The following is a 13771-nucleotide window of genomic DNA, read 5'->3' as shown; positions in this document are numbered from 1 at the left end:
TTTATAGGTTGACAAATAAATAAAAATTTGAGTTAATAATACAAAAGATCACTGGAGGAAATAATGGCAACAATTAAGGAGCTTGCAAAGTGCTGCGGTGTATCAGTGGCTACCGTTTCCAATATATTAAATAACAAACCTGGCGCAAGTGAAAAAACCAGGAAGCTGGTATTGGAAATGGCAGAACAGTTAAATTATACGCCTAATATTGTAGCAAAAAATTTGAAGATGCAGAAAACCAGAAGCATCGGTGTAATCGCAGAAGATATGACCGGTTCCTGGCGGACAGCCTGATAATGAGGAAGCTTATCCCTCTTATAATTCCGGAGAATATGCAGTACAGATCATGCCATTCTGGCAGACGTCGCGATTTATAAATTACATGAAGGATTTAAATAAGCAGGTTGCCATTGCACCTGTACCTGTATGGAATACAGATGATAAAGAAACAGCAACGATTGGCGGAGGCGGAACCGGCACAGCGATCGTTAAATCTGGTAAGAATGCCCAGCTGGCTGCAGAGGTTATGGCTTACATCAAGCTTTCCGAAGAATCCAACCGTGAGGTATGGAATGTACTTGGATTTGATCCCGTTAATACCGCTGTATGGACAGATAAGTCTCTGACCCAGAATCCGGATAACAAATTTATCCAGTATTTTACCAATTATCCTTTTGATACTCTGTTAGAGAAAAAGGACAGCATTGGACTTTTAAGGGCTTATACTGATGAAAAATATCCTTCCATCAACAATGAATTATGTACGGTTACCCTGAACAGTATTTTTGAAGATGGTATGGATGTGAAACAAGTTCTTGAGTCTTCCCAGGAAACCTTAAACAATGAATTTAAAAAATAAAGAAAAGCAATGCCGCAGGGAATGACAGCCCTGCGGCCGCTGTATCAGTGACATGACCGGAAGGGGGACAAAATGAAGAAATTCTTCTATTCAAAAAAAATAGCTCCTTATGTGTTCATCTGCCCTTTTGTAATTACAGTGCTGATTTTCTGGATGCTTCCTGTCTGCAACGGGTTGATTTTGAGCTTTGAGGATGTATTAAAAAACAAATGGGTGGGGTTTGATAATTATTCCAGACTAGTGACAGATAAGATTTTCAGAAAAGCAATATGGAACAGTTTTAAATACATGACAGGGACCCTGATTTTGCTGATTCCATTCCCCATGCTTTTTGCAGCCATGCTAAACAGCAGATGGATAAAGAAAACTGAATTTTTCAAATCAGTATATTTTATACCGGCACTTACCTCTGTAGTGGTTGCAGGTACCATTTTCCGGCTGATGTTTGGAGAATCCACAACCTCTCTTTTTAACCAGGTATTGGGATTTTTCGGATTGAGCCCGGTAAAATGGCTCAAGGGTGCAGGAACCAGCTTCTTTGCTCTGCTTTTGCTGGCATGCTGGAGATGGACCGGAGTAAATATTCTTTATTTTCTGGCAGGTTTGCAGAGCATACCCTCTGATTTATATGAGGCCGCTTCCATTGATGGTGCTTCCGGCTGGCAGCAGTTTATTAAAATTTCAGTTCCTCTTGTGAAACCCACAACGGTCTATGTGCTGACAATCAGCATTTATGCCGGTCTTTCCATGTTTCTGGAGAGTAATATGCTGTTTAAAGGAAATAATTCACCTAATAACATTGGGCTGACTATCGTAGGGTATCTTTACAGACAAGGAGTGGAAAAACGGGCCTTGGGATATGCGTGTGCGGTAGGCTTTATTCTCCTTCTTGTGGTTATGGCGGTTAATTTAATCCAGCTTAAGGTAACCGGTACATTTGAAGAGGGGAGGGACTGATATGAAAAAAAATACGACAAACCGCACTGTTACATTTGTTTTTTATCTGTTTTTCACCCTTCTTGCTGCAGGGATTTTTCTTCCGGTCTGGGTTCTTTTTATAGCCAGCTTTAAACCTGGAGAAGATCTTCTTCAATATGGCCTGAATTTAGAGATTCACCTTTCGGGTATGAATCTTAATAACTATACTCTTTTGTTTTTTGGTCAGCATGAATACTGGCGGTGGTTTTTTAACAGCATTATTTTAACGGTACTCACAGTATCCGGAACCCTGCTGATCAGCTCTTTTGTAGGGTATGGCTTTGCTGCCTATGATTTTAAGGGGAAAAAGTTCCTGTTCATCCTGGTGCTTTTAATCTTATCTATCCCTCTGGAAGTGGTTATGCTGCCTTTGTATAAGCAGATATCCTCATGGAAGCTGATGGACAATTATGCTGCCATCGTCCTTCCGTTCCTGGCTCATGCTTCAACCATATTTTTTTTTCGACAGTATCTGCTCAGTATCCCTGGCTCTTTAAAGAAGCAGGTAGAATTGACGGAGCCACGGAGTATGGAATTTTTTACAGATTAATTATCCCGCTGATGAAACCGGCCTTTTCAGCTATGGCCATATTAAACGGAATGAACGCCTGGAACAACTATTTGTGGCCGCTTCTTGTAATCAGGTCTTCACAGAAGTATCCTCTTACTTTGGGTCTGAATACACTGATTAATCCTTATGGGGATAATTACAGCCTTCTTATCGTAGGCTCAGTTTTTTCTGTTATTCCGATTTTTCTGCTTTTTGTCGCATTTCAGAAATATTTTATTCAGGGAATGATGGCTGGAGCTGTAAAGGGATGACAATTAATTTCATAACAAATGTAACGGATCAGCATTCCTTTTAACAGGAGTGCTGTTTTTTTGACTTGATGAACGTAACGTAAGACGATATAATAGAAATGATACAAAGGATATAAGGATATAAGGATTAAAGTCCTGTAACATACAGAAATGGAGGAAACTATGGCTGCAACAGAGCTGACAGGCAGACGTTTGAACCAATACATAGAAGATTACGTAGTATTTGATTTGGAGACAACGGGAGTGGATACTCAGGAAGACTCCATCATAGAGATATCTGCAGTGAAAGTGAAACATCATGTAATTACAGAAGAGTTTAACCAGTTAATTAATCCAGGCACACATATTCCGGCAGGAGCAACAAAAATTAACGGAATTACGGATGAGATGGTGAAAGAGGCGCCGTTTCTTTCTGAGGTTCTTCCTGATTTTCTTTCCTTTATCGGCAAAGAAGTTCTGGTGGGACATAATATTCAGTCGTTTGATCTTCTTTTTTTATACCGGACAGCTGGGGAACTGATGGGAGTTTCATTACCAAATGATTATATAGATACCTTATTTATGGCAAGAGAACGCCTTCCGCAGTTGTACCGGCACCGGCTTACAGATATCTCTGCACATTTTAACATTTCAACGGAGGGAGCCCACCGGGCACTTAATGACTGCAGGATGAATCAGCAGTGTTATGAACAGATGGGAAAGCTGACTGGAACGGAAGAGGTTTATACATGTCCCCAGTGCGGTGGGTTATTAAAGAAACGGAATGGCCGGTTTGGTGTATTTTACGGCTGCACCAATTATCCCCGGTGCCGGTTTACAAAGAATGGGTAGGAGGAGCAGTATGGATGATAAAAAAACGTATAATAAGGTCATGCTGATCGCGCTTTGTATTATTTTGATCTTGCTTTGTGCTGGAATTTACAGTTACATACAGGGATATGGCGCTATGGAAATTCCTCTTGGGAGGGTCAAAATTGTCAGGGTGGGGATGGGTGCTCCTTTCGTACATCTTCCCTGACAGAAAGGGAACGAATGGAATTCAAGATTGAGCGGGCAAATGAAACGGATGCTGCTGTTATGGCAGATATCATTGAAAGAGTCTGGAACGATATCGATGATAAGCAGTGGTTTGTGGCGGATGACATAGAATATACAACCCGTATTTTATGCGCAAATCATGGTCTGGGCTATAAAGCAATAGAAATGGATCATAAAACGGCTGCTGGAATTTTCATTGTCTCTTTTCCTGGAATGAAGGAAGAGAATTTAGGCAGGGATATCCAACTTTCCGGAGCAGAGTTGGAAAAAGTGGCGCATATGGAATCGGTTGCAATTCTTCCTGCATACAGAGGAAATGGGCTGCAGTATGCCCTGATGCAGCGGGGAGAAGCTGATTTACGAAAAATGGGCTACAGATATCTGATGTGTACAGTACATCCGGACAATTACTACAGCAAAAACAATATAATCAGACAGGGATATGAAGTGGTTTTAACAAAGGAAAAATACGGGGGCTATATACGGGATATACTACTAAAAAAGCTGTTTTAAGCGTTTATTGGGTGCAGCAGAGGAAAGGTGAGAGGGATGGACATAAAAGAAATGCTTAACCTGGTTAAAACCGGTGAGATGGGGGTAGATGAGGCACAAAAGATTTTAAAGGACCTTCCTTATGAAGATTTAGGATATGCCAAACTGGATCATCACCGGGCACTTCGCTCGGGCTTTGGGGAAACTGTTTTCTGCCAGGGAAAACCAGATGAATATCTGGTGGAAATATATAGAAAATTTTTTCTGCGGGATGGGGAGGTATTTGGAACCAGGGCTACGAAAGAGCAGTTTGAACTGGTAAAGGCTGTTGTACCGGAAGTTACCTATGATCCCATTTCAAGGATTCTGAAGGTGGAGAAAAAGGATAAGATAAGGAAGGGATGTGTCGCAGTCTGCACGGGAGGAACTGCAGACATACCCGTTGCGGAAGAAGCAGCCCAGACTGCAGAGTACTTCGGCTCGTTTGTGGACCGGATTTATGATGTTGGTGTGGCAGGTATTCACCGTCTGATATCTAACCGGGAACGGATTGGACAGGCCAGCTGCATTATAGCAGTAGCAGGAATGGAAGGTGCACTTGGAACGGTAATTGCAGGAATGGCGGACTGTCCGGTGATTGCGGTGCCTACATCCATAGGATATGGAGCCAGCTTTCACGGTTTGTCAGCATTATTAACCATGCTCAATTCCTGTGCTAATGGTATTTCTGTAGTAAATATTGATAATGGTTATGGAGCGGGATACATTGCAACTCAGATTAATCGACTGGCGGTAAGATAAATGAAAAAAATATTATATTTGGAATGTAATTCAGGAATCAGCGGTGATATGACGGTGGGAGCTCTTCTGGACCTGGGAGCTGATAAAGAGGTCCTGGTAAAGACGCTGGAGAGTCTTAGGTTAAGCGGATACCATCTTCATTTTGGCAGAACTAAAAAGTGCGGACTGGATGCTTATGATTTTGATGTTCATCTGGAAACAGAGGCGGTGCATGAGCACAGCCATGAACATGAGCACAGCCATGAACATGAGCACATTCACGAACATGAGCACAGTCACGAACATGAGCACATTCACGAACATGAGCATAGTCACGAACATAAGCACAGTCACGATCATGAGCATAGTCACGAACATCGAAATATTGCAGACATCTATGAGATTATAGACCGGCTGGATGCCGGTGAACGGGTTAAATCGATGGCAAGACAGATGTTCGATATTGTAGCAGAGGCGGAGGCAAAAGCACATGGTATTCCTTTGGAAGAGGTACATTTCCATGAGGTTGGAGCGATTGACTCGATTATTGATATTATCAGCACAGCTGTCTGCGTAGATAATCTGGGAGTGGATAAAATTATAGTCTCCCCTCTGGCAGAGGGATCCGGAAGCATCCGGTGTCAGCATGGAGTCATTCCTGTTCCTGTTCCCGCTACAGTCAATATCGCATCTGCACACGGTTTAAAACTGCGAATGACGGACAATGAAGGAGAGATGGTTACTCCCACTGGAGCGGCGATTGCTGCGGCATTAAAGACAAATGATGAACTTCCGTCATCCTGCCGGATTTTAAAGACTGGCATGGGAGCAGGGAAAAAGGAATTTAAACAGGCCAATGTCCTGCGTGCCATGATACTTTCTGAAGAAGAAGCATCAGCAGGAGATGAGATGTGGGTTCTGGAATCCAATATTGATGACAGCACCGGTGAAGCGCTTGGGTTTGCTATGGAGTCTCTGCTTGATGCAGGCGCTGCAGATGTGTGGTATACTCCCATTTATATGAAAAAGAACCGGCCGGCCTATATGCTTTCGGTTATCTGCAAAAAAAGCCAGATAGATACCGTGGAAGAAATCCTGTTTATTCAGACGACGACCATAGGCATCAGAAGATATCGCGCTGAGAGAACGGTTCTACCTCGTGAAAAAAGAACGGTTATGACTCAGTGGGGAGAAGCAGAGGTGAAAGTCTGTCAATATAAAGACAGGGAATTCAGCTATCCAGAATATGAAAGCGTGAAAAACCTCTCTAAAAAGAGCGGACTGGATTACCAGACTGTTTACCGTATTCTTCAAAAGGAGGGATAAGATCACATGGATGTAAATTTGCAGAATCTCAAAGCAAAACTTGAGCTGGCGATGGCGGAATTTGCCAGGGAGGATATCTGTCTTGCGTTTTCCGGCGGGGTTGATTCCAGTCTGTTGTTAAAGGCGGCAGCAGAAGCGGTGAAAAAGACAGGGAAAAAAGTATATGCAGTTACTTTTGACAGCAGACTGCATCCCTCCTGTGATCTGGATATCGCTTCCAAAGTAGCAAAAGAACTGGGGGGCATTCACAAAATAATTACTGTAGATGAACTGGAGCAGGAGGAAATCCGTTTCAATCCGGTAAACAGATGCTATTTATGTAAGAAAAAGCTATTTCAGAGTCTGAGGGAGTTTGCGGGAGAAAGAGAAATTCCAGTTATTATGGATGGGACCAATGAGGATGATATGCATGTATACCGCCCCGGGATCAGGGCATTAAAAGAACTGGGAATTATCAGTCTTCTGGCAGAGCTTCATATTACGAAAGCGCAGGTGAAGGCCCTGGCTGGAGAATATGGAATCTCTGTTGCACAGAGACCGTCCGCTCCCTGCATGGCGACCCGGCTGCCGTATAATACGGAAATTGATTATGATATTCTGGAACGAATCGGTGACGGGGAAGAATTCCTCCGTAATCGTTTCAGCGGTAATGTAAGGCTTCGTCTTCACAAGGATATTGTACGGATTGAAGTCGACCAGGCTTCGTTTGAATGCGTTATAAAAGACAGGGATGCTGTAATATCTTACTTAAAAAAACTTGGATTTTCCTATATTACTCTGGATTTAGAAGGCTTCCGGTCTGGAAGTATGGATGTGGGAATTGAATAATGGAATCAGATAAGGAGTGCGCGGCTTAATTGCCGCGCATTCTTACTATACTGATTATGTGCTGAATGGATGAAGTTTTTCTATAAGATTATCTGTGCAGGCCAGTTTTCCATCCACAGTGATGACAACGGCACCCAGATCATTCATTGTGTTAACTCTACGGATAATTGACGCTGCATCTAATCCAAAAAATTTAGTCGTATAGATATCGCAGTCCAGCGACCGGTCAGCTATAATCGTTAAAGAAGCAATATTATTTTCGATTGGTAAGCCTGTCTGGCTGTTAAAGATATGGTGGTATCTGCTGCCTTCTTTTTCAAGCACTCGCTCATAGATTCCTGATGTTACAACGGATTGGTCTCTTATGCTCACAAGTGCTGCCACGTTGCCTCTGGGCAAAAACGGATTTTGTATCCCGACCTTCCAGTCACCGCCTTCGGAGGGGGATTCCCCATAAACCAGAACGTTGCCACCCATATCCACCATTGCAGAGACAGCTCCGCTTTTCTTAAAGAATTCCATCACTTTATCAGCAAAATATCCCTTTGCTATGGCTCCAAGATCGATCTCCATGCCCTTTTTTAAGAAATAGACAGTTTTATTATCGTCGTCCAGCTGTATATTTTCAGGTTTTAAAAGCTCAAGAACGTTCCCGATTGCTTCTTTATCCGGTATATGTGCCTCAGCAAAACCGATTCTCCATAACTTGATTAAGGGACCTATTGCGATATTTAAATATGAATTTTTGCATAGACTATGGGCTTTTCCTATTTTTATCAGTTCATACAGCTCTTCATCCACCTTTTGCGGAGCAAATGCAGCCGCTTTTTTTAATAAGGCAAGCTGAGAATGTTCACTATTGGCACTAAAAATTTCATTATAGCGAATCAGCATGTCTTCTGCATTGCTTACCAGCAGATCAGCGCCTTTTGCCTTTAAATAGAGGGAGATCTTTGTTCCCATCAGATATATAATTTTCGTACTTTCAGTCATTTCAGTCTCCTGTAACATTTTCTGCATGGGTTAGGAAAGCATCTAATAAGTCGTTATCAATATCAGTCAGTGTCCGTTCACTGTGATATGCGATAAAATAATCTAAGCTCAACTCATCGATGGGGATTGGATATATATTGTACTCAGAGGGGCATTCTTTCACATAGACACTTTCTGGTATAATGGTCAGTCCCATATTGCTGGTGGCAAGTTTTAGTATGGTATTTATCTCTGTGCTTTCCATTATGATATTGGGTTCCACCTTATACACGTTTAATAATTGGTCGATTTGTTTTCTGATAGCAGAGCCCTTGGAAGTCAAAACCAGCTTTTGACATAATATTTTACTTATATCAATGGAGCCTTCCTCTATAATGGCTGTATCATTCTGATAAAGATCGCAGCACCGGGGGATCACTGCCCGGTATCTGTGTCTGCCCCAGCTCACTGAGTTTAAATTTGGTGAAATATTCCTGGAATTTTGTCCAATCCAAAAATCCAATTCATTATTTTGAGTGAGTCTCTCACATTTTTCAGGTAAAACTTCTGTAAGTTCGATTCTGCAGTTTGGATGCTTGTCCAGAAAATCTGGTAAAAAAAGAGGTAAAAGGTAGGTGCCCAGGCTGGGCAGAACGCCTATCTTTATGACTGTCCGGTCGATATCTGATACATCTGATATATCCCGAAGCAGCTTTGCATAGTTATTTTCCAATGAAGTTAAATATTGATAATAGATCTTTCCCTGCTCGGTTAACCGGTATGGCAGCTTGCTGCGGGTGATCAGTTCACAGTTTAACTGGCTTTCCACCCGTTTAATGACCTGGGTTAAATATGGTTGCGAGATATAAAGGGATTTAGCAGCCTTGCCATAATTGCTGTATTTTAATATGGCATCTATATAATACAGAATCTCCTGAGAGCCGATTTTTGACATTTCGTTCCTTCCTTTGAATGATAAACTTTAAGGTCTGTTTTTGATTATAACAAATTTGTTATTAAACTTCAATAAATTACTATTAGATAATGTGTGCATAATATGTTAAAGTTATATCAAACACATAATTTAACTGTGAAAGCTTAATGTACAGGAAGGAGATTACTATGAAATATTTAGCAATCGTAGGCACGAATTCTGATGTGTCAACTAATCGTATGCTGCTTCAGTTTATGCAAAAGCATTTTGCTGGAGAAGCGGAAATAGAACTATATGAAATTAAGGATTTACCCGCTTTTATGGAAACTGAGGATTCAGATGTTCCGGAAAAGGTAGCAGAGTTATCTGATAAAATATTGAAAGCGGATGGAGTAATTATCGCAACCCCAGAGTATGATCATGCCATACCAGCTGTTTTAAAGAGCGCTCTTGAATGGATTAGTTACACAACCCAGGCACTTACGGATAAGCCTGTTTTAATCGTAGGAGCATCTCATGGTACCCTTGGTTCTTCCAGAGCACAGGCACATCTTCGCCAGATCCTTGATTCCCCTGAGCTTGCTGCAAGAATTATGCCAAGCAGTGAGTTCCTATTAGGAAAATCACAGGGAGCATTCGATGCTGCAGGTAATCTCGTTTATGCAGACAAGCTTTCAGAACTTGATGAAATTTTCAGGGAATTTGTTCTGTTTACAGAGATCACAGTGAAACTTCTGGAAAAGAAAACTCTTAGTAAAAAAGAAAAAAAATACACCTGGCAAGAGTAGGAGGATTATTAACAATGAAATTTATAGCAATTGTTGGAACCAATGCAAAAAAATCTTATAATCGTAAACTCCTTCAGTTTATGAAAAAACATTTTGAATCAAAAGCAGACATTGAAATACTTGAGATTACAGATGTTCCCATGTTTAACCAGTCAGATAATCAGTCCTACGGTGCAGTGCTACAGATGTTTAATGATAAGATTACAGAGTGTGACGGTGTTATTATGGCAACACCTGAATATAATCATTCCATTCCATCCGGACTGAAAAGCCTGATTGAATGGCTGAGCTTTGATCTTCATCCCCTTGCAGGCAAACCGGTAATGATCGTTGGTGCATCTTTAGGAACCCAGGGTTCCTCCCGTGCACAGCTTCATCTTCGCCAGATTCTGGATGCACCGGGAGTGGATGCCAATGTCATGCCAGGATATGAGTTTTTACTGGGAAATGCAAGCAAGGCATTTGATGATGCGGGGAACTTAAGTAATGAGGGAACCATTGATTTCCTGGAAATCTGCTTCTTACGCTTTATGCGTTTTGCTAAAATTGCAAATCAGCTTAACGAGGAAGAGGAATTCAGCTTTACACCAGGTGAATATGAAGTAAATGCAATCGGTCACAGCGGAAATCTTCCTATGAAGGTATCCTTCAGTGAAAAACGTATCGAAAGCATTAATATAGACACAAAGGGCGAAACGGAAGGAATTGCAGATGTTGTATTTGTAAGAATCCCGGATAAAATTATTGAAGGACAGACGCTGAACGTAGATGCGCTTTCTGGTGCATCAGAAACCAGCAATGGCGTGATCGATGGTGTTGCCAAAGCAGTAAAGCTTGCGGGAGTTAACCCTGATATTCTTAAGAGACGTCCAAAACCTGCCAGCAGCAGAAACAGACAGGATGAAGAATATACCTGTGATGTAGTAGTTGTAGGCGGAGGCGGAGCCGGACTCAGTGCGGCTGCAACTGCATTACAGAACGGTTCCAGTGTTATTGTACTTGAAAAATATCCGGCAGTAGGTGGAAATACCATACGTTCCGGCGGTCCTGTTAATGCGGCAGATCCTGAGTGGCAGAGTAAGTTTGATGAAAATCCGGGAGAAAGACATACCATTGAGTCACTGCTGGATACTGATGAGAGCCAGATCCATCCGGAATATTTAGATGATTTCCGTGCACTTAAAAAAGAGTTTTCTGATTACCAGGAAAAATTCGGAACTGGAAAAGGTCATTTATTTGATTCTCCCCTTCTTCACAGAATGCAGACTTATTTTGGTGGAAAACGAACTGACTTAAATGGCAATTCTATATACGGACAGTACGATCTGGTGAAGATCCTGACTGACAGAGCCTTAGAAAGTGTAAAATGGCTGGAAGAGATTGGTGTTGAGTATGATAAAAACATCGTCTTTGCCCCGGTTGGTGCACTTTGGCGCCGTGGCCATAAGCCGGTTAAAAGCTATGGTACCGCATTTATTCTTGCCCTTACAAAATATGTTGAGGAGCACTCAGGAAAGATTATTACTGACAGTCCTGTAAAGGAATTTATCATCGAGGATGGTGAGATTGCAGGAGTCATAGCAACTGGTGTCAATGGCCAGAAGATCACGGTTCGTGCCAAAGCAGTTGTTTTAGCAAGCGGCGGGTTTGGTGCTAATACAAAGATGTTAAAGGAATATAACACCTATTGGAGTTATATTGACGATAATATCAGAACCACCAATTCCTTCGCCATGACAGGAGATGGAATCCAGCTTGGTAAAACAGTAGGTGCAGCGCTGACTGGTATGGGATTCACTCAGATGATGCCTGTTGCCGATCCGGACACGGGAGAGCTGTTCAGTGGAGTCCAGGTACCACCGGAAAACTTTGTAATTGTTAATAAAGAAGGCAGACGCTTTGTAAATGAGTTCTCAGGACGTGATGTCTTAACAAAAGCTGCTATTGACCAGGGTGGTTTATTCTATCTGATTGCAGATGATGAGATTAAGAAAACTGCGGCCAATACAAGTCAGGAAAAGTTAGACCGTCAGGTGGAAGCCGGTACTTTGTTCAGAGCCGATACCTTAGAAGAACTGGCAGTAAAAGTCGGTATGGAGCCAGCCGTACTTATTGATACCATTAATAAGTATAATTCCTATGTAGATGCTGGATTTGATCCGGAGTTTCATAAAGATACATTCAGCCTGAAAGTGGAGAAAGCTCCTTTCTATGCAACCCCCAGGAAGCCAGCCGTTCATCATACCATGGGCGGACTCAAGATCGATACAAACGCCCGTGTATTAGACGAAAATGGCCAGCCAATTAAGCATCTTTATGCTGCCGGAGAAGTAGCTGGAGGTATTCATGCAGGTAACCGTCTTGGCGGTAACGCATTAACGGATATCTTTACCTTCGGACGGATTGCCGGTAAAACTGCTGTTGATGAAATGAAATAGATTGAAATAAATATTTAAGTACTGAAAGAGTACGATAACCCGCATAAGTATGAATGCGGGTATCGGCTCTTTTTTTGATAATAACTAATCCATAAAGAAGCAGAAGTTCAGCCCAGGGCCGGTTTGATTTTGGGTATGGCTGGAAAATAAAAAGTATAGTATAATTTACTTCATATATCAGATCTAATACATGGTTACATGCCAAGGAGGAAAAAACGTTGCTTGCTTTTATAATGACGCTTGAAAATGAACGGGATCGGGATAAAGTAACCGAAATTTATGAACTTTACAGCGGAACAATGCTTTACATAGCCAACACGATTTTAAATGAAGTACATCTTGCGGAAGATGCAGTATCAGAAGCATTTATAAAAATAATTGATAATCTGGAAAAAATAAATATAGTAGACTGTTACCAAACCAGGGGGTTCGTCGTTATTATAGTGAGAAACGTTGCGATTGATATGCTCCGTAAACGAAAGAAGAAACAAATAGTACCATTGGAAGAAGATGATTATGGATTAAGTTATGAAGAACCGGCTTTTGATAACTTTTCAGTTAAGGAAGCCTGTGATAAAATAAAATGCTGTATTAGTAATCTTAAAAAAAGTTATTCGGATATTTTATATCTGAAAATAGAATTTGATTGTTCTTTTGATGAAATAGGCAAAATACTGGGTATCAGTACGGAGAATGCTAAAATGCGCCTTAGCAGGGCACGTAAAGCTCTGAAGAAGGAATTGGAAAAGGAGGGAGTTTACAGTGACCAGTGAAAATAGAAATAAAGAATTGTTTGATTCGCTGCTGAAAGCAGCTATATCTGATGCACTGAAAGATGAAATGGATGCATTGCCCTCCAATAAAGAATTAAATGAAGAATTTCCAACGTCCGTGGAGATGGACAAACGGATTGAAAAGTTAATTTCTAAACACAAGATCAAAACTAAAATAAGGTCTTTCATTAAAAGTAACTATAAAACAGCAGCATGCTTTATTGTAATCATTGTTCTGTCGTCTGCCACACTGCTCAGTGTTGAAGCAACCAGAAATGTAATACTGAATGCTTTTGTTAATCAGTTTGGAAATTATACACAAATCCAGTATGAGGATTCTACAGATGACGAACAGCAAATGGATATTTTCAGGCCGACATATTTGCCGGAAGGCTATAAAAAAATATCTGAGGAACTTTATGGAAATTCTGCTTTGCTGGTATATTCCGATGAATCAGATACAGAGATTGTATTAAAGCAGAGAAAAGCGGAAGAAGGAACGGCATTGATTGATAATGAAAATACAAATTATACAGAAGTTGATATTTCTGGTAATACAGCATTTTTATTTAAAACAGTAAAGGATGACAATTACAATGTACTTCTATGGAAATCAAGGGATGTTGTTTTTGAATTGACATCTAAAATAAATACTGATGAATTAATCCGAATGGGCAGGAGTATGGAAAAATAATTGAATTATTTTTCAAAAAAGTGTTATCATTTTTTAATTATGACGTTTA

General features: G+C 41.1%; 17 protein-coding genes. 15 read left to right on the top strand and 2 right to left on the bottom strand.

Translation table 11 applies throughout. The features are described from left to right. Positions 1-63: 63 nt before the first annotated feature. From CRO04_RS04055 to larE, 11 genes are all read left to right on the top strand, one after another. The gene (locus tag CRO04_RS04055) at positions 64-294 is read left to right on the top strand and encodes a LacI family DNA-binding transcriptional regulator (RefSeq protein ID WP_242974327.1); all 231 of its coding nucleotides are present in this window, start codon (positions 64-66) and stop codon (positions 292-294) included. Between the two features lie 52 nt (positions 295-346). Next, a complete protein-coding gene (locus CRO04_RS04050) occupies positions 347-859 on the top strand; it encodes an extracellular solute-binding protein (RefSeq protein WP_141400939.1) in 513 nt (170 codons plus the stop codon). Positions 860-931: 72 nt separating this feature from the next. Then, a complete protein-coding gene (locus CRO04_RS04045) occupies positions 932-1816 on the top strand; it encodes a carbohydrate ABC transporter permease (RefSeq protein ID WP_097002943.1) in 885 nt (294 codons plus the stop codon). A 1-nt stretch (position 1817) separates the two neighbouring features. Then, positions 1818-2387, top strand: coding sequence for a hypothetical protein (locus CRO04_RS04040; protein WP_330400773.1), 570 nt, complete (start codon positions 1818-1820; stop codon positions 2385-2387). Next, positions 2291-2659 carry a carbohydrate ABC transporter permease gene (locus CRO04_RS27250; RefSeq protein WP_334293611.1) on the top strand — a complete coding sequence of 123 codons (369 nt, stop codon included), beginning with the start codon at positions 2291-2293 and terminating at the stop codon, positions 2657-2659. Before CRO04_RS04040 ends, CRO04_RS27250 begins: the two co-directional genes overlap by 97 nt. A gap of 162 nt (positions 2660-2821) precedes the next feature. After that, on the top strand, positions 2822-3490 hold the full coding sequence (locus tag CRO04_RS04035; protein WP_097002942.1) for an exonuclease domain-containing protein: 669 nt from the start codon (positions 2822-2824) through the stop codon (positions 3488-3490). A 10-nt stretch (positions 3491-3500) separates the two neighbouring features. Further along, positions 3501-3677, top strand: coding sequence for a hypothetical protein (locus tag CRO04_RS26100; RefSeq protein WP_166432453.1), 177 nt, complete (start codon positions 3501-3503; stop codon positions 3675-3677). Positions 3678-3691: 14 nt separating this feature from the next. Continuing rightward, positions 3692-4210 carry a GNAT family N-acetyltransferase gene (locus tag CRO04_RS04030; RefSeq protein ID WP_097002941.1) on the top strand — a complete coding sequence of 173 codons (519 nt, stop codon included), beginning with the start codon at positions 3692-3694 and terminating at the stop codon, positions 4208-4210. Between the two features lie 36 nt (positions 4211-4246). Next, positions 4247-4990 (top strand): nickel pincer cofactor biosynthesis protein LarB, encoded by a 744-nt coding sequence (gene larB / locus CRO04_RS04025; protein WP_097002940.1) that lies wholly within the window; start codon positions 4247-4249, stop codon positions 4988-4990. After that, complete coding sequence (larC, locus tag CRO04_RS04020; RefSeq protein ID WP_097002939.1) at positions 4991-6295, top strand: nickel pincer cofactor biosynthesis protein LarC; 1305 nt, start codon at positions 4991-4993, stop codon at positions 6293-6295. Between the two features lie 6 nt (positions 6296-6301). Continuing rightward, the gene (larE, locus tag CRO04_RS04015; protein ID WP_097002938.1) at positions 6302-7123 is read left to right on the top strand and encodes an ATP-dependent sacrificial sulfur transferase LarE; all 822 of its coding nucleotides are present in this window, start codon (positions 6302-6304) and stop codon (positions 7121-7123) included. Between the two features lie 54 nt (positions 7124-7177). On the opposite strand, the gene CRO04_RS04010 is transcribed toward larE, so the two are convergent. Together CRO04_RS04010 and CRO04_RS04005 are read right to left on the bottom strand one after the other, a co-directional pair. Continuing rightward, positions 7178-8116 carry an FAD:protein FMN transferase gene (locus tag CRO04_RS04010; protein ID WP_097002937.1) on the bottom strand — a complete coding sequence of 313 codons (939 nt, stop codon included), beginning with the start codon at positions 8114-8116 and terminating at the stop codon, positions 7178-7180. Position 8117: 1 nt separating this feature from the next. Further along, entirely contained in the window at positions 8118-9050 is a 933-nt protein-coding gene (locus CRO04_RS04005) for a LysR family transcriptional regulator (protein ID WP_097002936.1), read from the bottom strand. 167 nt (positions 9051-9217) lie between these two features. Between CRO04_RS04005 and CRO04_RS04000 the strand changes: the two genes are divergently transcribed. From CRO04_RS04000 to CRO04_RS03985, 4 genes are all read left to right on the top strand, one after another. Beyond that, complete coding sequence (locus tag CRO04_RS04000) at positions 9218-9817, top strand: NADPH-dependent FMN reductase (RefSeq protein WP_097002935.1); 600 nt, start codon at positions 9218-9220, stop codon at positions 9815-9817. A gap of 14 nt (positions 9818-9831) precedes the next feature. Further along, positions 9832-12255 (top strand): flavocytochrome c, encoded by a 2424-nt coding sequence (locus CRO04_RS03995; RefSeq protein ID WP_097002934.1) that lies wholly within the window; start codon positions 9832-9834, stop codon positions 12253-12255. Between the two features lie 218 nt (positions 12256-12473). After that, a complete protein-coding gene (locus CRO04_RS03990; protein WP_097002933.1) occupies positions 12474-13028 on the top strand; it encodes an RNA polymerase sigma factor in 555 nt (184 codons plus the stop codon). Beyond that, positions 13018-13722, top strand: a complete 705-nt coding sequence (locus tag CRO04_RS03985) for a DUF4367 domain-containing protein (RefSeq protein ID WP_097002932.1) — start codon at positions 13018-13020, stop codon at positions 13720-13722. Before CRO04_RS03990 ends, CRO04_RS03985 begins: the two co-directional genes overlap by 11 nt. The last annotated feature ends 49 nt before the right edge of the window (positions 13723-13771 follow it).

This window comes from Lacrimispora amygdalina, from assembly GCF_900205965.1.
Taxonomy (GTDB): domain Bacteria; phylum Bacillota; class Clostridia; order Lachnospirales; family Lachnospiraceae; genus Lacrimispora; species Lacrimispora amygdalina_A.
The sequence above is the reverse complement of the archived record's forward strand: the minus strand, read 5'-3'. Positions and strand labels throughout refer to the sequence as shown.